Annotated in this window: 19 protein-coding genes; 7 read left to right on the forward strand and 12 right to left on the reverse strand. The window is 58.6% G+C overall.

From position 1 onward, the window contains the following. Positions 1-127: 127 nt before the first annotated feature. The 3 genes from pcaF to V7Q10_RS14410 are packed head-to-tail and all read right to left on the reverse strand — an operon-like array spanning position 128 to position 2,722. A complete protein-coding gene (gene pcaF, locus V7Q10_RS14400) occupies positions 128-1,330 on the reverse strand; it encodes a 3-oxoadipyl-CoA thiolase (protein ID WP_333869829.1) in 1,203 nt (400 codons plus the stop codon). A gap of 1 nt (position 1,331) precedes the next feature. Further along, positions 1,332-2,003, reverse strand: a complete 672-nt coding sequence (locus tag V7Q10_RS14405) for a 3-oxoacid CoA-transferase subunit B (protein WP_333869830.1) — start codon at positions 2,001-2,003, stop codon at positions 1,332-1,334. After that, positions 2,000-2,722, reverse strand: coding sequence for a 3-oxoacid CoA-transferase subunit A (locus V7Q10_RS14410; protein WP_333869831.1), 723 nt, complete (start codon positions 2,720-2,722; stop codon positions 2,000-2,002). The genes V7Q10_RS14405 and V7Q10_RS14410 overlap by 4 nt, the downstream gene beginning before the upstream one ends. A gap of 101 nt (positions 2,723-2,823) precedes the next feature. Here V7Q10_RS14410 and V7Q10_RS14415 point away from each other — a divergent pair, with 101 nt between their 5' ends. Beyond that, entirely contained in the window at positions 2,824-3,585 is a 762-nt protein-coding gene (locus V7Q10_RS14415; protein WP_333869832.1) for an IclR family transcriptional regulator domain-containing protein, read from the forward strand. Positions 3,586-3,593: 8 nt separating this feature from the next. Here the strand turns inward: V7Q10_RS14415 and V7Q10_RS14420 are convergent, their stop codons facing one another. Beyond that, positions 3,594-5,315, reverse strand: a complete 1,722-nt coding sequence (locus tag V7Q10_RS14420) for an extracellular solute-binding protein (protein WP_333869833.1) — start codon at positions 5,313-5,315, stop codon at positions 3,594-3,596. Positions 5,316-5,332: 17 nt separating this feature from the next. Further along, positions 5,333-6,229: an NAD(P)-dependent oxidoreductase gene (locus tag V7Q10_RS14425; RefSeq protein ID WP_333869834.1), complete on the reverse strand. Its 897-nt coding sequence runs from the start codon at positions 6,227-6,229 to the stop codon at positions 5,333-5,335. Between the two features lie 232 nt (positions 6,230-6,461). Here V7Q10_RS14425 and V7Q10_RS14430 point away from each other — a divergent pair, with 232 nt between their 5' ends. The 6 genes from V7Q10_RS14430 (at position 6,462) to V7Q10_RS14455 (ending at position 10,883) form a co-directional block, all read left to right on the forward strand. Then, positions 6,462-7,529 (forward strand): 2,3-butanediol dehydrogenase, encoded by a 1,068-nt coding sequence (locus tag V7Q10_RS14430; RefSeq protein WP_333869835.1) that lies wholly within the window; start codon positions 6,462-6,464, stop codon positions 7,527-7,529. 31 nt (positions 7,530-7,560) lie between these two features. Beyond that, complete coding sequence (locus tag V7Q10_RS14435) at positions 7,561-8,637, forward strand: maleylacetate reductase (protein WP_333869837.1); 1,077 nt, start codon at positions 7,561-7,563, stop codon at positions 8,635-8,637. 10 nt (positions 8,638-8,647) lie between these two features. Continuing rightward, on the forward strand, positions 8,648-9,523 hold the full coding sequence (locus tag V7Q10_RS14440; RefSeq protein ID WP_333869838.1) for an intradiol ring-cleavage dioxygenase: 876 nt from the start codon (positions 8,648-8,650) through the stop codon (positions 9,521-9,523). Positions 9,524-9,532: 9 nt separating this feature from the next. Next, positions 9,533-9,832, forward strand: coding sequence for a YciI family protein (locus V7Q10_RS14445; protein WP_333869839.1), 300 nt, complete (start codon positions 9,533-9,535; stop codon positions 9,830-9,832). A 121-nt stretch (positions 9,833-9,953) separates the two neighbouring features. Continuing rightward, positions 9,954-10,403 carry a hypothetical protein gene (locus tag V7Q10_RS14450; protein WP_333869840.1) on the forward strand — a complete coding sequence of 150 codons (450 nt, stop codon included), beginning with the start codon at positions 9,954-9,956 and terminating at the stop codon, positions 10,401-10,403. A gap of 3 nt (positions 10,404-10,406) precedes the next feature. Then, positions 10,407-10,883, forward strand: coding sequence for a hypothetical protein (locus V7Q10_RS14455; RefSeq protein ID WP_333869841.1), 477 nt, complete (start codon positions 10,407-10,409; stop codon positions 10,881-10,883). A 95-nt stretch (positions 10,884-10,978) separates the two neighbouring features. Here the strand turns inward: V7Q10_RS14455 and V7Q10_RS14460 are convergent, their stop codons facing one another. The 7 genes from V7Q10_RS14460 to V7Q10_RS14490 form a co-directional block, all read right to left on the reverse strand. Then, the gene (locus tag V7Q10_RS14460; RefSeq protein WP_333869842.1) at positions 10,979-13,486 is read right to left on the reverse strand and encodes an ATP-binding cassette domain-containing protein; all 2,508 of its coding nucleotides are present in this window, start codon (positions 13,484-13,486) and stop codon (positions 10,979-10,981) included. A 76-nt stretch (positions 13,487-13,562) separates the two neighbouring features. Then, positions 13,563-14,624: a substrate-binding domain-containing protein gene (locus V7Q10_RS14465; protein ID WP_333869843.1), complete on the reverse strand. Its 1,062-nt coding sequence runs from the start codon at positions 14,622-14,624 to the stop codon at positions 13,563-13,565. Next, complete coding sequence (locus V7Q10_RS14470; RefSeq protein WP_333869844.1) at positions 14,605-15,639, reverse strand: ABC transporter permease; 1,035 nt, start codon at positions 15,637-15,639, stop codon at positions 14,605-14,607. The genes V7Q10_RS14465 and V7Q10_RS14470 overlap by 20 nt, the downstream gene beginning before the upstream one ends. 31 nt (positions 15,640-15,670) lie before the next feature. Next, complete coding sequence (locus V7Q10_RS14475) at positions 15,671-16,651, reverse strand: zinc-dependent alcohol dehydrogenase (RefSeq protein ID WP_333869845.1); 981 nt, start codon at positions 16,649-16,651, stop codon at positions 15,671-15,673. 10 nt (positions 16,652-16,661) lie between these two features. Continuing rightward, positions 16,662-17,669 carry a Gfo/Idh/MocA family protein gene (locus V7Q10_RS14480; protein ID WP_333869847.1) on the reverse strand — a complete coding sequence of 336 codons (1,008 nt, stop codon included), beginning with the start codon at positions 17,667-17,669 and terminating at the stop codon, positions 16,662-16,664. Beyond that, on the reverse strand, positions 17,669-17,953 hold the full coding sequence (locus V7Q10_RS14485) for a YciI family protein (protein ID WP_333869848.1): 285 nt from the start codon (positions 17,951-17,953) through the stop codon (positions 17,669-17,671). Before V7Q10_RS14485 ends, V7Q10_RS14480 begins: the two co-directional genes overlap by 1 nt. Before the next feature lie 18 nt (positions 17,954-17,971). Then, positions 17,972-19,042: an SDR family oxidoreductase gene (locus V7Q10_RS14490; RefSeq protein WP_333869849.1), complete on the reverse strand. Its 1,071-nt coding sequence runs from the start codon at positions 19,040-19,042 to the stop codon at positions 17,972-17,974. Positions 19,043-19,407 lie beyond the last annotated feature (365 nt).

The raw sequence follows: 19,407 nt of genomic DNA on the forward strand, positions 1-19,407 counted from the left end.
CGCGCTGGGTTTGCCGCTGGCTGATTGACGTTAGTTTCGCTGCCATGGTCAGTTGCGAGAGGTGAGTTGAAGTTGGCACCCCACGCCACGCCCTTAGCCCCCGCTGCGCCAGCGAAGCGCCAGAACTTCAGACCCGTTCGAGGGCGATGGCGATGCCCTGCCCCACACCGATGCACATGGTCGAAAGCGATCGGCGCCCCGAAGTGGCAGCCAGTTCAAGGGCGGCCGATCCGGTGATCCTTGCGCCGGACATGCCGAGCGGATGGCCCAGCGCAATCGCGCCGCCATTTGGGTTCACCCTTGGGTCATCATCGGCAATGCCAAGGGCGCGCAGGGTGGCAAGACCTTGGCTGGCAAAGGCTTCGTTCAATTCGATCACATCAAAATCGCTTTGCACAAGCCCAAGACGCGCCATCAGCTTTTGGCTTGCAGGGGCCGGACCAAAGCCCATGATGCGCGGGGCAACCCCTGCCGCAGCCCCACCCAGCACCCGCGCAATCGGGGTCAGCCCGTATTTGCGCACAGCCTCGGCACTGGCCACAATCAGCGCGGCCGCCCCATCATTGACGCCAGAGGCATTGCCCGCCGTGACCGAGCCACCCTTGCGAAACGGTGTGCCAAGCTTGGCCAAAGCCTCGATCGTGGTGGCGCGGGGGTGTTCGTCTTGCGTCACGATCAGCGCATCGCCTTTGCGCTGCGGGATGCTGACCGGAACGATTTCCCGCGCCAGCCGGCCATTGGCTTGCGCGGCGGCTGCCTTGGCCTGGCTGCGCAGCGCAAAGGCGTCTTGATCCGCGCGGCTGATGGCGAAATCTTCGGCGACATTCTCACCCGTCTCGGGCATCGACTCGACGCCGTATTGTGCCTGCATCACAGGGTTCACAAAGCGCCAGCCGATGGTGGTGTCATAAATCTCGGCGCTGCGGCTAAAGGCAGTTTCGGCCTTTGGCATCACGAAAGGCGCGCGGCTCATGCTTTCAACGCCACCTGCAATCATCAGATGCGCCTCGCCCGATTTGATCGCGCGCGCGGCCATGATCACCGCATCCATGCCAGATCCGCAGAGCCGATTGACCGTGGTGCCGCTGACTTCCTTGGGCAATCCAGCCAAAAGCGCCGACATCCGCGCGACGTTGCGGTTGTCTTCCCCCGCCTGATTGGCGCAGCCAAAGATCACATCATCCACCGCCTGCCAATCCACGCCCAGATTGCGCGCCATCAGCGCCCGCAGCGGCACAGCCCCCAGATCATCGGCGCGCACCGAGGCCAGCGCCCCGCCAAAGCGCCCAATCGGAGTGCGGATATAGTCGCAGATATAGGCTTCGGTCATGTCATACCTCGGGGACAATAAGATCAGTGACAGCGCCTTGCAGATGCAGCTTGGCCCCTGTCAGCGCTTGCAACGCCTCGAACGAGATCGCGGCCAGCTTTTCGCGCAGCACAAAGCGGCCCGCGTCGATATCAATCACCGCAAGACTCGTATAGACGCGGGTGACACAAGCCACCCCAGTCAAAGGCAAGGTGCAGCGGTCAAGCAGCTTGGGCTTGCCGTCTTTGGTCACATGTTCGGTGATCACCGCCACCCGCTTGGCGCCATGCACCAGATCCATCGCACCGCCCACCGCAGGCACGCCCTTGGGGCCTGTGGACCAATTGGCCAGATCGCCATTTTCCGCCACCTGATAGGCACCAAGGATCGCCACATCCAGATGCCCGCCACGCACCATGGCAAAGCTATCGGCATGATGAAAGAACGCAGCCCCCGGCTTTAGCGTCACCGCCTTTTTGCCGGCGTTGATCAGATCCCAATCTTCTTGCCCTGCGGCAGGAGCCTCGCCAAAGTTCAGGATGCCGTTTTCGGTGTGAAAAATCGCCTCGCGGCCAGGAGGCTGGAATTTCGCCACCATTTCGGGAAAGCCGATGCCAAGATTGACATAAGCGCCGTCTTCGATGTCTTGGGCTGCGCGCCAGGCAATCTGGGCGTTGGAAAGTTTATCGCTCATGCGTAGACCGCCCCCGAACGGTTCAAAAGTTCTTCTTGCTGCGGTTCCCTGACTTCGACGAGGCCCTGCACAAAGATGCCCGGCGTGATCACGGCTTCGGGGTCAATCTGCCCCGCTGCCACGATGCGGCTGACCTGCACGATGGCCACCTTGGCCGCCATGCACATCAGCGGGTTAAAGTTACGCCCCGCCGCGCGATAGGTCAGATTGCCCATGGTATCGCCCAGGTCTGCCTTGATCAGGGCAAAGTCGGCCTTCAGCCAGCGCTCTTGCACATAGGACCGGCCCTCGAACACTTCGACAGGCTTGCCCACCGCAAGATCGGTGCCAAAGCTGGAGGGGGTATAAAACGCAGGAATGCCCGCACCGCCTGCACGAATACGCTCGGCCAAGGTGCCCTGCGGCACCAGCTCCAGCTCGATTTCGCCGGCAAGATAGGCTTGGGTGAACACCACCGGATCGGCCGAGCGCGGGAACGAGCAGATCAGCTTTTTCACCATCCCCGCTTCGATCAAGGCCGCAAGACCGATATGGCCGTTGCCTGCATTGTTGTTCACCACCGTCAGACCCTTGGGATGCCCCGTTGCGCGAAAGCGGTCGATCAGGGCGTGGATCAGCTCGATCGGTGCGCCAGAGCCGCCAAAGCCGCCGATCATCACCACCGCCGCGTCGCCTATTGCCGAAACTGCCGTCGCCAAATCGGGAATCGTTTTGTTCATCTTGCCCTCCGTATCTGCTGGTAGGGATAGGCGAGCCACGCGCTTGCGTCCATGCGTTATGAGCGATATACAATATATGTTGACATATCGCACGGATTGCCATGACCATTTCAGAGCGCGACATCATGGGCGGGCTGGCCAAGGGCTTGGCAGTGATCGAAACCTTTTCGGTCGAGCAGCCGCGCCAAAGCATTGCCGAGGTCGCGGCCGCAAGCGGTCTGGATCGCGCGACGGCGCGGCGCTGCCTGCTGACCTTGGCCAAGCAGGGCTATGCCGATTATGATGGCAAGTTCTTTACCCTGACGCCGCGGGTGCTGCGGCTTGGCACCGCCTGCCTTGCCACCATGCCGCTGCCGCAATTGGTGCAACCGGCGCTGGACCGCATTTCTGACGCGCTTGGCGAAAGCTCTTCGGTCTCGATCCTCGACGGGGGCGAAATCGTCTATATCGCGCGTGCGGCGCAGAAAAAGGTGATGTCGATTGCGCTGATGCCAGGGTCGCGGCTGCCGGCCTTTTGCACTTCGATGGGGCGGGTCATGCTGGCGGCCCTGCCCGAGGCCGCGGCCGAAGCGATTTTGACAGCCGCACCGCGCCCAGCGCGCACGCCTCTGACACTGACAGAGGTGCCGGCGATTATGGCCGAACTGGCACGGGTGCGCCGTCAAGGCTACGCCGTGATCGACCAAGAGGTGGAACTTGGGCTATGCTCGATTGCGGTGCCGCTGATCAATGCACGCGGAGGCGTTGTGGCCGCGCTAAACTTTGGCTTTGCCGCCCTGCCCGAGGTGCAAGCCACCGCCACAGCACAGCATTTGCCGCTGATGTTACAGGTTCAGGCCGATATGCAGCGCGTGCTGCGCTAAGGCGAGACTTAAAGCTTAGGCAAATCGGCCTTGATGTATTGATAGGCGGCATTTTCGGCATTTGCCAAGGCCTGCTTGGGCGCTTTGCCTTCAAACACCGCAGCAAAGATTTCTTCGCCCAAAATCCGTTCAATATCGACATAGGCGCGCACCGGCGGGCGCGACCAGGTGTTCAATTCATTGCGCCGCGCCATGCGGTCAACGAAACTGACGATGGGCGACGAGGCCATAGCTTCGGGATCGGCGCAAACCGAAAAGCGCGGCGCGACCGGAAAGCCGTTGCGGACATGGGCCTTCATCGCCTCAGGCGAGGCCATCCAGGCAATGGCGTTCAAGATCTCGCGCTTGCGCTCTGCGGTGACATAAGACGGGATGGTCAACAAAAACCCACCAACCGGCGCCGTCACTTGCCGCCCCTTCAACACCGGCGGCGGCAGATAGGCGACGCGACGTTTGACCTTCGAGGCAAGCTCGTGTTCCAACTTGGCCGCGCGCATGGTCCAAGCATAGCTCATCGCGGCATGGCCCGCCATAAAGCAATCCAGATTGGCCTCGCCGTCAAACCTCTCGACCCCAGGGGGCGAGACTTCCCGCAGCTGACGCATATAATCAAGCGCGGCCAATCCCTCTTCGCTGTTGATCTTCAGCCGCAGGTTATCGGGATCAAAGCCATCTTGCCAATTCTCGGTCTTGCGCGGAATCTCAATAATCGAGCCCTGCGAAGAGGCCAGAAAAAACATGAAACTATGCGCAATCGGCATGCCGCGCGCACCATTCCACGAGATGCCGTATTGGTCTTTTTCGGGGCGATGCAAATGCCGCGCGGCGGCGATGGTATCATCAAAGCTATGCGGGAAAGCCAATGCGGCCTGTTCAAACAGATCCTTGCGCGCAGCTAGAATTTCAATCGTGCAATAGATTGGAATGCCATATTGCTTGCCCTTCCAGCGCCCCGTGCTCCAAACCGAAGGGTGGAAATCCAGCGGGTTGATCGCAGCACTTGGCAAAATCTCGTCCAAGCTGGCCAAAAGATCCTCATCGGCAAACCGCCCCAGCCAAGGCATATTCAGCGCCACCACATCATAGGCGGTCGAAGGGTCGGTCAGCGCCAGCTTGGCCTGTTCATAAAGTGCTGGCAGCGGGCGCAGATCAAAGCTGCTTTTGCGGCCAATATCGTTGCGAAAATCCGACCACATATTGCGCATCGAGCCAAAGTAATTGTCGTCATGCAGCAAGAAATGCAAATTGCGCAGCGTCGAAGAGCTGATATCGCCGCCCTGAACCGGCGCGATGATATGGGCAGCAAAGTAAGAGCCGCCAAAGTAATACTCATCGGTTTCAGCCCCAGAACGCAGGCCAAAGGTCTTGGCCAGATGCGCCTTGATCCGGCTGGCATAGGCGATAAAACTTTCGATCAACTGCACCGAGGGGGCCAGAAATCCGGTTTTATGTTTGGGTCCGCGCGGCACTTTCACGATCAGACCGTCATCGATCATCTTGACGATCATGCGGTTTCCGGTGCCGTAGCTGGCCTGAGAAAGATCAATCAAGCTGCTGATATCAAGAGGTTTTTGCTGCAAATGGCTATCGACCAATTCCAGCACGATATTCCAATAAGGGTCCGGCTTTGCGCCCTGCAAATCCTGATCAAACGGTGCGCGGATGCCGCGCAGAAAGTCGATGATCCGCGACAATTCGTGATCTGAAAGCGTGGTATTGCCCCTTGTCATACCCCTGTCTGGTCCTTTCAGGCCAGATCACCCTCGACGCCAGCGGTGCGCATCCAGTCGAACAGCGCAAAAAAATCCTGCTGCGCATAGCCCGCATTGGCAGCCGATATATATTGCTGCAAGATCATATTGGCCGCGAACATCGGGATCTGCTTGGCCCGCCCTGCATCGGTGATCAAGGTGAAATCTTTCATCATCTGGGTAACCGAAAAGGCTGGGCTGAAGTCCATCATCTCGATCATCTCTTTCTTGTAGCTGATCAGCGGCGAAGCGACAGCACTTTCAGAGATCACCTGCATCATATCTGCCGCGCGCAAACCGCCAGCCTCACCCAAGGTCAGCGCCTCTCCCAAGATCGCAGAAGTTGCCCCGACCAGCGTGTTCAGCACCAGCTTCATGTAGCGTGCCTCTTCGCCCGCCCCAAGAAAGAATTTCCGCGAGCAAAGCAGATCAAGCGTCTCGCCCATACTCGCCCAAGATGCCGCATCGCCAGAAGCCAAAACTGTAAGCTTGCCACTGCGGGCCAAAGCCGTGCTGCCCGAGACCGGACAGCGCAAATACCCGACCCCGCGCGCGGCAAGTTCCACCGCAACCTCTTGCGACAGTTGTGGCGAGACGGTGCTCATCTCGACAAAGATCGACCCGGGCCGCAGGCTGTGCAAAAATCCCTGCGCGCCACCGCCAAACACCAAAGCGCGCAGCACATCATCATTCGGGATTGTGGCAAAGATCACTTGGCATTGTTCGGCAAGCGCCCCGGCAGTTAGCGCGATCCCTGCCCCGCGTGCCACCAGACTGGCGCGATTTTCCGCCAAGGGGTCGCAGACGGTGACCGCATAGCCGGCCTCCATCAATCGTGTCGCCATCGGATTTCCCATTTTCCCGACACCGATCCAGCCATATCTGGACTTCATTTTCTGTGTTTCCACAGGACAGTCTCCGCCAATTGCGCCCGTTTCATCGACCTTAGACGAGCTGCGGGCGCATCTTGGCGCAAAATAGTCCAGAATGGACAAAACAGACCTCCAGCCGCGCGGCGAGTTTGCTAGCACTCGTTTAAACACATCGGCTTACGGCGTTTGGACTTGAACGCGGCTTGCGTCATGACATCGGGGCCAAGACACATCATTCTGAAAGGATCCCAAAATGAGAGCAGTTCGTTTCCACGGTGCGCGCGACATTCGTGTTGAAGATGTGCCGGCTCCGTCAGGCGTGTTGCTGCATGACGATGTGCTGGTTGAACCCTTTGTGACCGGCATCTGCGGCACCGATCTGCACGAATATATCGCCGGGCCCATCGTCACACCGTCAACGCCGCATGTCTATACCGGTGCCACCAATCCGCAAATTCTGGGGCATGAGTTCTCGGCGCGGGTCAAGGCCGTGGGTTCGGGCGTCACCCATGTGAAACCCGGCGACCGCATTTCGGTGCAGCCTTTGCTGTTTCCGCGCGACGATTACTTTGGCAAGCGCGGTCTTTACCATCTGTCGCCAAAAATGGGCTGCGTCGGCCTGTCTTGGGCTTGGGGCGGCATGGCGGAATTGGCGGTGATCAAGGATTACAACGCCCAGCCCGTGCCAGACACTCTGACCGACGAGCAGGCCGCGATGATCGAACCTGCCGCCGTTGCGATGTATGGCATTGATCGCGGTGGCGTGACGGCCGGATCGACGGTCTTGGTTTCGGGTGCAGGGCCGATTGGCGCGCTGACCGTGCTGGGGGCAAAGGCCGCCGGCGCTTCGGTGATTATCGTGTCGGAACCAAACCCGAATCGCCGTCGCATCATCGCCGAGATCGCGCCCTATGCCGTTGTTGTGGACCCAAAAACCCAAAACCTGCTCGAGATCGTTGCCGATTTGACCGAAGAAGGCGTGGGCGTCGATGTGGCGCTTGAATGTGTTGGCATGGAAGCCTCGCTGAACGCTTGCGTTGACGCGGTGCGGCGGCAGGGCAAGGTTGTGCAAGTGGGCTTGCACATCAAACGCGCCAGCATCGACGCGATGCAATGGGCGCTGAAAGACATCACCGTCGAGGCGACATGGTGTTATCCGGTGCAAATGTGGCCGCGCATCGCGCGTCTGATCGCTTCGGGCAGCTTTCCGGTGGAAAAGGTGATCACAGCGCGCATTGATGCCGCCGATGTCGTGGCCAAAGGCTTTGAGGCCTTGCTTGATCCGGCAGGCAACCACCTTAAAATCATCGTGCGCACCTGAACGGTCGCAGCATTTAACGTCAGGACAACCCATGACTTCGGTGTTTCAAAGCCGCTTTACCTACCAAGGATCGCCCGCGCGGGTGGTCTTTGGCGCGGATGCCTTTGCGCAGGTGGCCGCAGAGGTTGACGCGCTGGGGGCTGCCCGCGCGCTGGTGCTGACCACCGCCGAACAGGCCCAGACCGGCCGCGCGCTGGTGGCAGCTCTGGGGGCGCGGGCTGTGGGGCATTTTGCAGGGGCGGTGATGCATACGCCTGTGACTGTGACCCAGCAGGCGATGCAAGCTTTGGAAAGCGCGCAGGCCGATGTGCTGATCGCCATTGGCGGCGGGTCTACCATCGGTTTGGCCAAGGCGCTGGCTTTGCGCAGTGGTCTGCGCCAGATCGCCATTCCCACCACCTTTGCCGGATCAGAGGCGACGCCGATCCTTGGCCAAACCGAAAACGGCGAAAAAACCACGATGACCGAGGCGCGGCTGCGCCCCGATGTGATCCTTTATGATCTGGCTTTGGTGAAAACCATGCCGCCCGCACTTGCGGTCAGCAGTGCGCTGAATGCCCTGGCCCATGCGGTCGAAGGGCTTTACGCCCAAGACCGCAATCCGATGACCAGCCTGATGGCTCAAGAGGGCAGCCGCGCTTTGATCTCGGCGCTGCCGCGTCTGAAAGCTGATGCCAGCGACCTGACTGTTTGGGCCGAGGCGCAATATGGCGCTTGGCTCTGTGGCACGGTTCTGGGGCAAGTTGGCATGTCGATCCATCACAAGCTCTGCCATGCTTTGGGCGGCGGGTTTGATCTGCCCCATGCCGACACCCATGCGATCTTGTTGCCGCATGCGGTGTCTTATGTCGAAGCCGCAGTGCCCGAGTTGTTGCAGCCGATCGCGGCTATGACGGGCGCTGCAACGGCGGCGCTGGGCTTGCAGGCTCTGGCCAAATCGCTTGGCGCGCCAACCGCCCTGCGCGCGCTTGGGCTGACCGAGGCCGATCTGGATCGCGCCACAGCGCTTGCCACCGCGCGGCCCTATTGGTCGCCCAAACCCATCGAGGCAGACGCAATCCGCGCCTTGCTGTCCCGTGCGCTGGATGGCGCGCCTGCCCAACCTTAAGGATCCTGCGATGACCCAAGACCGCGGCTATTTCACCGAAGAAACCTCTGCGCAGGCGGTGACTGCCCGCAATGCGGCCTGCCCGAACCCGCGTCTTGCGCAGGTGATGGAGGTGATTACCCGCAAGCTGCACGAGGCCGTCAAAGAGATCGAGCCCAGCGAAGCCGAATGGATGCAGGCGCTGCAATTCCTGACTGCCACGGGGCAGATCTGCAACGATTGGCGGCAAGAGTGGATCTTGTTTTCCGATATCATGGGTGTGTCGATGCTGGTCGATGCGATCAACCACCGCAAGCCCGATGGCGGCTCGGAGAACACCGTTCTTGGCCCCTTTCATGTGGCTGATGCGCCTGAAATGCCGATGGGTGCCAATATCTGTCTGGATGGCAAGGGCGAAGACATGGTGGTGTCAGGCTATGTGCGCGACACCCAAGGCCGCCCGCTTGCCGGTGTACGGATGGATGTCTGGCAGGCCAATGACGAAGGCTTTTACGATGTGCAACAAAAGGGCATTCAGCCCGATTTCAACCTGCGCGGCGTGTTTGTAACCGGCGCGGATGGCCATTACTGGTTCAAAGCCGTCAAGCCCAAGTTCTATCCCATTCCCGACGATGGCCCCGTGGGCAAGCTTTTGGCCGCTTTGGGCCGCCACCCGTATCGCCCCGCACATCTGCATTTCATCGTGCAGGCCGACGGGTTTCAGACGCTGACGACGCATATCTTTGATCCAAACTGTCCCTATATCACCTCGGATGCGGTGTTTGGGGTCAAAGAAAGCCTGCTGGCCAATTTTCGCAAAGTCGAAGATGCCGCCAAATCCACAGCCATGGGCTTTGCCGCAGATTGGTTCTGGGCGGTTGATTTCGATTTCGTGCTGGCCCGCTGACCCAAGCCGATGATCGCCCTGCGCCTTGCATTTTCTGATCCGTCTCAGGCCAGCGCCCGTGCCCTGTATTTTGATGCCCATCGTCAGTATTTGCGCAACACACCGCTGCGCATTTTGCTGTCTGGTCCGTTCTTGTCCGAGACAGGCCTGCCGCTTGGCGCGCTGATTGTGGCTGAAGTGGAAAACCTGCAAGAGCTGTACGATTTTAGCAAAGCAGATCCCTTTGTGCGCCACGCGGTCTATGGCGAGGTAAAGATCCTGACTTGGTCGCTTAGTCTTTCAGCCTTAGCAGGGTTGCCAATCGCTTAGACCTCAGCCTGGCTGATCGTAAAAACCCTAATAGCACAGCGCGGACAAACTCTGTTGCCCGCGGCCAATCCTTAGACTACACCCCTGGTTGTTCATAACCACATCCATTGGCCAAGACTATATGCTCAACAGCGCAATAAACCGCATTTGGACAGGCAAACCAAAACTCTCGATTGTTTTTTGGCTTTGCTTTTTGCTGGTCTATGTCATTGGAACTCTTGCAATCCTTTCGATACTTATTCCAGATCTGGATGCGATTGTGGAAAACGAAAGCTTTGGCACTGGTGTTGCCTTCAAGCTCAGTTCGATCAGGGTGACAATTATTTTAATAACCATGACAACCTTCCCCATCTTGCTGTGGAAGAAACGTGATGTTGCCCTGACTTTCCTGAAAGTTACCACCGCTTGGGCGGTTACGATGTATATCGACGACTATCTGATCCTTTATGACATCGTGAAATACCCTGATTTAACAATCGTGAAAATCGTTTTTGCCCTTCGGCCCTTTGTAATCACAGCTTTGGCTTGGATGTGCCTTGAACTTCACTTCAGAGCAAAGAATGGCTACTGAAACATGAAAAGAAAGCTGGATGACGAAGAATATCAGGCCTTGCTGAACATGTTTGGCAAAGAGACCCTGAGCATCAGGCGCGCCGCAAGTCAGGGTGCGCTGTTCAGGTTTTCCTTTTACCTGATCAACAGCTATGCTCTGCTTATTCTTGTCACTTACTTTTTGATTTCAAATTATTTTACTGGCGAAATCAATCCAGTTATACTTGAAAACAATTATGTAGAGCTTTTGGGCAGAAGAGCATTTGCCTTTTTCTGGATCATGTCAGCGTTCAATCTGTCGTTTTATTTCGGCGTCAGCTTTCGCTTTGTGACTTCGGTGGTGCTGATGTACACGGTCAACGCCACCTTTGATCAATTCCTCATTATGTATGACCATTACAACGTTGGAGATATTCCTATGTTTTCAGCGTTTTTCTTCAGCCACCCGATCTTGATCTTGGCGCTGATACTTGCGCTCAAATCCTATAAGGATGAATAGCGCTTGCGCGAGGCTGTGCAGGGTTTTCAGACTTTGCACGGATCGGATCTGACAAAAATCCGCGACAAACCATTGCTGCCGCCAAGGCCTCTGGCTTAGGGATTTGCCGCGGCCCGGTTGCGCAGGGTGGAATAGACCACCGCTGCAATCAGGATCAGCGCGCCTTGGAACACATATTGCCAGGTCTGCGACAGGCCAAGGAAAGCCACGGCATTCAGCACCTCCATCAGTAAGATCGCCCCCATAACCGTGCCAATAAAGGTGCCGCGCCCGCCCTTCAGGCTGGTGCCGCCCAAAACCACGGCGGTGATGCTGGACAGCGTGTAGTTCACGCCTTGTTGCGGATCGCCAACGCCGATTTGCGCCATCAACATCACTGCCCCCATGGCGGTGAACAGGGCGCTGCCCAGGTAGCCCAGAATATACATTCGGTCGATATGAACTCCAATCCTGCGCGCAGACTCCTCATTTGATCCAACCGCCCGCAGCTGCCAGCCCAGACGGCGTTGACGCAGCAGATATTCCCCGCCCAGCGCCACCGCCACCAGCACAATAAAGGCGACAGGGATCGCGCCGAATTCCCAAGTGATCCAAGCTACAACCTCGCTATTGATATAGCCATCCGGCCCATTGCGCAGCAAAAAGCTACAGCCTTGCAGGCCGATATACATCGCCAGGGTCGCCGCAATCGGGGTGAAATTCGCAAAGCGGATCAGCACGCCATTGATAAGCCCCACACCAACACCCGCCGCCAACATCAAGGCAAATCCGGCAAGGATCATCAGCCCCGACTGGCCATCATTGATAAAGAAAGACGCCACAACCACCATAAAACCGGCCAAAGGCCCTACCGAAAGGTCAATCCCGCCCAGCAGCAGAGCAATGTTCTGCCCCATCGCGATAAAGCCCAAAGCGGTCGCCAGCATCAGCATATTGGCCACATTATAGGCCGACAGAAAATGCGTATTCTGGCTAAAGCCGTAAAGCCCCAGCAGCACGATCACCACCGCCAGCGGGATCACCGGCGCGTTGTCGGTTTGCACAAAATGTCGCCAGCCGCTGCGCTGGGCTGCGACCTGATCTTGGCGCACTTCGGCATGGCTGCCCGCCGAGACGGCTGCCGCAACAATTTTGGCTTCCGTCACATCCGCGCCGGTCAAAGTCGCCACCACCTTGCCGCGCGACAGCACGATCACGCTGTCACACAGCCCTTCAAGTTCGGCGGCATCCGATGAATTAACGATCACCGGCGTGCCTTTGGACGAGACATCGCGCAAGATCCGGTAAATCTCGGCGCGCGCGCCAACATCGACGCCTTGGGTAGGCTCGTCTGCAACGATCAATCCGGGCTGCGACAACAGCGCCCGCGCCATCACCACCTTTTGCTGGTTGCCCCCCGACAGTGAGGCTGTCGCAGCCTCGATCCCCGGGGCCTTGACCGCCAGGGCCTGAAAGGTTGCCGCAACCTCTTCCAATTCGCGCTTGCGGTTGACAAAGCCAAAGCGCGCAAAGCCACTGAGCGCCGCAAGCGAAGCATTCTCGCGGATGGTCAGCCCCGAAGCCAGACCCTCGGCCTGACGGTCCGACGGCATAAAGGCGGCTTTATGCAAAATCTCTTGCGATGTCAGCACGCTGCCGGTCAGCTCGACCTCGCCCTGCCAAGGCAGCAATCCCGCCAGCGCCCGCATCAGTTCAGATTGGCCATTGCCCGCAACCCCCGCCACGCCCAGAATTTGGCCGCGTGCAACGTCGAAACTGATATCCTTGAACTGCGGGCCGCTGAGATGGCGCACCGAAAGATTAATCTCGCGGCCTGTCTCGTCGGCCTTGGGCGGAAAGGTCGATCCCAAAGCCCGCCCAACGATCATGCCCAGCAGATCCTGATCGCTGACATCGCGCACCAGCGCCTCGCCGCGTTTACGACCGTCACGCAAAACCGTGACGCGTTGCGCAATCTGGCGCACTTCGGCCATACGGTGGGTGATATAGATCACAGCCGTTCCCGCCGCCACCAAATCGCGGATGCGTGCGAACAACATATCGGTGGCATCTTGATCCAAAGAGGCCGTCGGCTCGTCCAAAATCAGCACACGCGGCTTGATAGCCAAGGCCTTTGCGATTTCCAACAAGGCCAACTGCGCCACGCTAAGGGTATCGGCGCGGGCCTCAAGCGGCACATGCAGGCCAACACCGTCAAGTAGCGCGCGCCCTACGCTTTGGGCAGAGGTCCCTTCAAACAGCGCATCAGGCAAAGCCACGCGCAGGTTTTCCAGCACCGAAAGATCGCTTAAAACGGCCGGATGCTGAAAGGCAATCGCGATGCCAAGGCTGGCCGAAATCTCGGGCGTCATCGCCGCAATTGGCTTGCCCATCACCTCGATCTGGCCGCGTGTGGGTTTGAACACGCCCTTGATAATATTCATCAAAGTGGATTTTCCAGCGCCGTTTTCGCCCAGCACTGCATGGACCTCGCCAGCATGAAAGGCGACACTGACATCGCTTAGGGCGGCGACACGGCCAAAGGATTTAGAAATAGTGCCAAGGCGCAGCACAATATCGCTGTTTGACCCCGTTGCGCCGGTCTTTGTTTGATCGCTTGGCACTTGCGCATCCCGTCTTGTTATATCCGCCGCTTCGAAAAACGCGGCTCGAGGCAAAGCGCCCCAAGCCGCGTTAGGCTTATTTATTGACCGCAGCCGCCTGATCGTCGCCCGACATTACAGCCGAAAGATAGATCGAACCGGGAAGATCCTTGCGGCACTGCACCGCACTTGGCGAACCCGAAACCGAATCTTCAAACACAGGTGCCTTGAAGATCTTTTCGGATGGCAAGGTGCCCCCTGTGGCCGAGGCTACAGCCCACTGCACTGCCAAGCGCACGTTGTCATTGCCAGTGGCAACGGTGAACAGCTTAAAGTCTGGATTGGCTTCGTGGTTGTCTTCCCAGAAACAGCCCAACGAGTTACCGTCCGAGGTTGCAATCGCAGGGATCGAGCGGTTGAACTTGCCAAAGGTCGGCAGCGCGCCTACCAGCGACGGGCCAAAGTCAGAAACGATCACATCGATCTTGTCATTCTTTGCGATTTCAGCCGACAAAACCTGCTGAGTCAAAGCCGGATCCCAATTGGTAACGGCAAAGGGCTCTGGGTTGATGAAGACGTATTTATCGTCCAAGATCTGCTTCATGCCAGCCAGTTCGTCGGTCCCTTGGCTGTTGCCAGCAGGTCCGCTGAGGAACAAGACATTGCCGCCATCGGGAAGGATCGACTTGATCCAATTGCCCCAGCTTACGCCATCATCAACAAAGGAAGAGCCGACGAATTTGGTGTAATCCTTGCCCTCTTCGCCGCCAACAACAACCCGGTAAGGCACAACCACAGCGCCAGCACCAAAGGCGCTTTTCAGCGCGGGCAATACGGCTGGGCCGGCATCGCCAAAGACCACAAGCGCGTTGACGCCTTTGGCCGCCATGCCCTTGATATCTGAAATGGCTTTCTGGGTGTTGCCCTGACCGTCAGCATATTGATAATCGGTGATGCTTGGGCAAAGGGCGGCTTCAGCCGCGCCCGAAGCCGTGGTCACCAGACGCCAGCTGTTGCCGCCGTAGCCGTCGAGCAGCGCGAGCGAGGCTTGGTTTGGGCCGCACCAAGATGGCACTTCGGCCTGAGCAGCGCCAGCAACGGCGAGGGTCATCAGCGCCGCAGCAAGGGCGGTTTGCCCCTTAAGAGACGTAAGTTTCATTGGTTTCCTCCAGATTAGAGTGTGTGGACAGTTTCTTATTCTTGTTCGGCAAACGGATCGAATGGATCCCAATGCCAAATCCAAGCGCCAAAGCTTGAATGATGGTCTGAGCCGAATAGGGAACCCCTACCGCGTAAGAGAACTGGCTCAGTTGATTTAGAAAAAGCGCGGCAATCACGGTGGACACAGGAAATCCGCGCCCGCCCAGCAAAGAGGTGCCCCCCAGCACCACCACGGCCACCGACGGCAGCAACAGTGGGTCACCCTGAAAAGCGGTTGGCTGGGTTGTCAGCCCCGCAATCAAGATGCCAGCCAAGCAATACAGCAGCTGCGCAAAGACATAGGCCAGCATCTGATAGCGCCGCACCGGCAAGCCGATGGTGGCGGCCAGCGCAGGGCTGGCCCCCACCGCCTCGAACCGGCGGCCCATCACGGTTTTCTTCATGATCAGCGCCACCACGCCAAGGGCGACTGCGGCAAAGACCACCGCATTGCCGATGCCGAACAGGCTGCCGCCGGCAATAGTGGCCAGCAAATCCGTGGTGATCCGCGGCACCCCACCCGAGACCGCAAAGACGCCGCCATAAATCAGCGCATTGACCCCAATGGTGGCCACAATGGCGTTCAGCCGCATATAGCCCACCAAAAGGCTGTTGCAGACCCCGATCAACAAGGCACAGCCCAGCGCAATCAGGATTGCGGGCAGCAGTTGCGCGTCATCGCCTGCGGGGTAATGCGTCACCAGCACCACCGACAGCGACACCCCGCCCGCAACCGACAGATCAAAGCCGCCCTGTTGCACCACCAACATCTGGCCCAAGCCCACAATCGCCAGCACAGAAGCAAAGGGCAAACTGCCCGCCAGCGCCCCAGAAGATACGCTGGAAGGCGCGAAGACCAAGCACAGCACAACCAAGATCAGCGTCGCTGCGACAATGGTTATAAAGCCCTTTGCGAAGGCGATCGGGAACACCTTACCCTCTTGGCGGATCGAGGCTGGTTGGCGTGGAGTCATCTGCCGTCTCACTTTTGCCTTGCGGGGATTTTCAGGAAATCTCGAGCGTCACTTTCACGGCCTGATCGGCTTTCTTGCCAAGCTCATAAGCCGCGGCGGCGTCCTTCAGGGCAAAGCTGTGGGTCTGGATTGGCGACAGATCAATGCCAGTACGCTCCAAGAACCGGATCGCCGCAGGCCAGACCCCAGGCGAGCCTATGCAGCCGCGCACTGTCAGATCCTTAATCTGGATCTTGCCCAGCTCGACCGGAAACTTTTGCCCGATATTGATGCCCACCATCGACACCCGACCTTCCGGGCGGGCATAGTCAAAGACATTGGCCAAAGAGGCCGCATGGCCTGCGGCTTCCACCACCAGATCGGCGCCGCCCTTGGTCATCTCGGCCACCGCCTCGACCGCATCGCCCGCCGCAGGATCAATCACCCCATCCGCCCCCAGACGCAGCGCAATCTCGCGGCGCAGCGGCACAGGATCGACCACGATCACCCGCGCGCCCATCCCGATAGCGGCCGCGGCCGAAACCAGACCAATCGTGCCGCCACCCGAAATCACCACGGTTTCCGCAGCATTGGTGCCGCCGTTGCGCATCACCGCGTAATAGCCGCAGGTAAAGGGTTCAATCAGCGCAGCCTTGGCATCATCGACGCCATCAGGCAGCTTGTGCAGCCATTCGGGGCGGGCGACAAAGAACTCGCGGTTGGCACCGTTCATCGAAAAGCCAAAATGGTGGATGCGCTCGGGCGTCTTGATCACGCATTCGCCAACCACGCGGTCGCCCTTGGCCAAGCCCGTGACATTGGCACCAACCTCGACCACCTCGCCCACCCATTCATGGCCAGGCGTGACAGGGTAAGAGATCGGAATGATATATTGCCCCGCCAGCAATTCGTAATCGGAATGGCAAATCCCGACGCGGCGCGATCGGATCATCACCTCATTGGCGGTGATCGACGGCATTGGCTGATCAACCACCATCAGCGACTTTGGTTCTGCGAAAATCAGGGCTTTCATTTCGGCTTCCTTACGACACAGGTTCCAGTTTGCCGCTGAGGGCGGATTTGAACACCGCTTCCAACAGGGCGATATTGTTGACCAGATGGTCGGCAGTGATCTGATAGGTTTCACGCCCCCGCACGGCGCGGGCAAAGGACACAAGGTTGTCTTTCACCGGTTCTGCCTTGCCCACCTCGACCGTGGTGATCGGCCCACCTGCCATCGCAGAGGTCACGATCCAGCCATCGGGGGCCTCGACATGGGCCTTATCACGAATGTCGATCCAGCCTTTCGAGCCAAAGACCGCAAAGCGCGAGATAAACGGGTTGGCCAAGGAGGCCGAAACATAAGAGGTGCCGCCGCCCTTGAACTTGACAAAGGCCGCCACCGTATCGCCCTGCGGCAGATCCGAGGATAATTGTTCGCAGACGCAAAGCACGCTTTCGGCCTCGCCCAGCAGCCGCACCGACAGGTCAAGCAAATGGATCCCCGTTGCCGTCATGCCGCCCGCAGGGGCCTGATCGGCCTTCAGTCGCCAGTTGCCGCGGTCCAGCGTCAGGAATTTGTCATGGCTGAAGTTGGACTCGATCTGCTGAATGCGCCCCAAGCTGCCGGCATCGGCCAGCGCCAACATCTGCGCAATTGGCGGCTCCCAGCGGCGCTCGTGGCCCATGCCCAGCACCAGCCCCGCATCGCGGCAAAGCTGCACCGCCTTTTGCGCCCCCGCCTTGGTCAGCGCCAAAGGCTTTTCGCAAAACACATGCTTGCCCGCCGCAACCGCAGCCGCAATCTGGGCTTCGTGCAGCGCATGCGGCGTGGCCAAAACCACTGCCTCAACAGCAGGATCGTTCAGCGCATCGGCCAGATCGGCCGAGACCGGAATGCCCTTACTGTCACACAAGGCCTGCACGCCCGCCAGATCAGGTTCGACCGCGCGCACCACGCGAATGTCTTCTGGCGCGGCTTCCAGCACCGCCAACATCTTTTTGCCCCACCAGCCCATGCCGATCAGCGCGATACCTACAGGATGTGTCATCAGCGATTGTCCACCCGCTTAAGAAAAGGCCGGATCGACACGGTTTTCCACAGCCCCGCCTTGGCAAAGGGGTCAGCGTGGTTGAAGGCCTCGACCTCTGCCAGAGTGGCGGCTTCGACCACAAAGCAACTGCCGATCATCGTCGTCTCGTCATCGGCCATCAGCGGCCCCGAGATTACGGTTTTCATCGCAGCAGCCCCCAGATAGGCCTTATGCGCTTCGTAATGGTCGAGCCGTTTGTTCACAGCGCCGTCGTGGTCAAGGCAATGGATAACGTAATGCATGGCGGGGGATGTCCTGACTTAAGAGGGAATGATGCGACGGGCGCGCAGCTCGTCGAACACATCAAAAAAGCTGTGCGAGGATTGCTGATAGGCGGTAAAGCCCAGCGTCCGGCTGTTGGTCATATCGGTAAAGCATTCCAGCGTGCGGCCCAGATCGGCGTCCGAATGCCACCAAGACGCCAACTTGTTCACCGCGATATCTTGCAAGCCGTGTTTGGCGACAATCTCGGCCCAAACCGCAGGCGCATCGGCCATTTGCTGCTCCAGCGGCACGGGCTGGCCGGGGTAAGTGGCGACCTCAAGCCCGAAATAGCCGGCAATCTGCGCCCAAAGCCAAGTCCAGCGGAACAAATCGCCATTGACGGTGTTGAACGGCATATTGGCGGCCTCGGGCGTGGTCGCAGACCACAGCAATTGCTCGGCCAGAACCCGCGCGTCGGTGACATCAGCCACGGCGTTATATTGCTCGGGCGAACCCGGATAGACAAAGGGGCGTCCGGTGTGCTTGCAGATCGAGGCATAGACCGCCAGCGTCACTGCCATGTTCATCGCATTGCCAATGACAAAGCCGATCATGGTATGAGGACGATGCACCGACCAAGTAAAGCCGCGCTTGGCGGCATGGTCAAACAGCACATCCTCTTGCGCGTAATAGAAATTCAACCCCGGCAGGCGCGGGCTGCTTTCCATGAACGGGGTATAGGGCAGAACCTTGGCGTAATCGTCAAACGAGCCCAGATAATGCTTTAGCCCTGTCACAAGGGCTGCATGCTGGATCGGAGCATCGGCCAGACCTGCGAACAGGTTTTCGATCATCAGCGCATTGACGCGGACGTTTTCTTCTTCATTCGCCTGCCGCGACCAGGTGCAATAAAACACATGCGTCACGTCGCTTGCAGCTTGCAGCGCCAGCTTGCTGGCAGCGCTGTCTTCCAGATCAACCGCGATATGGCGGTCTGACCAATCCAAATCTACCGCGCTGCGCGAGACGGTGACAACCGTCCAGCCATCTTGCTTCAGACGCTGCGCCGTATAGCTGCCAGACAGTCCGGTTGCTCCGACAATAAGGGCGATATTTTTAGACTTCATCTTCGTTTCTTTCTTTTGCCTTAAAAGATTGCCAAAGCGCGGGCTGGCAAGCTGGAGAAGTTCGGGACCAAAACGCAGCTAAATCGGGGCTTTTGACCCAAACCAATCACATCTCGACCGCCCCATTTGCTTTTGTGCAACACGCCCTTTGCACAGCTTCCCTAAGACTGATGCTGTGCTGCGGTCGATCCACTAATTACCAAAGAAACCCAAGGCCGTTTTGATTGATTTCTCCGAAACGGATAAATCACCACGCCATGCCAAAGCCGCAGAACAGCGGCCGAATGGGGCGATGGCTTTGAATTTTTGACATCATGTCGGATGTCGCCAGCAGAATGTCCGAACCGACCCTGTTCTGGGGGCTG

It is taken from the genome of Cypionkella sp. (assembly GCF_036782355.1).
GTDB lineage: Bacteria > Pseudomonadota > Alphaproteobacteria > Rhodobacterales > Rhodobacteraceae > Cypionkella.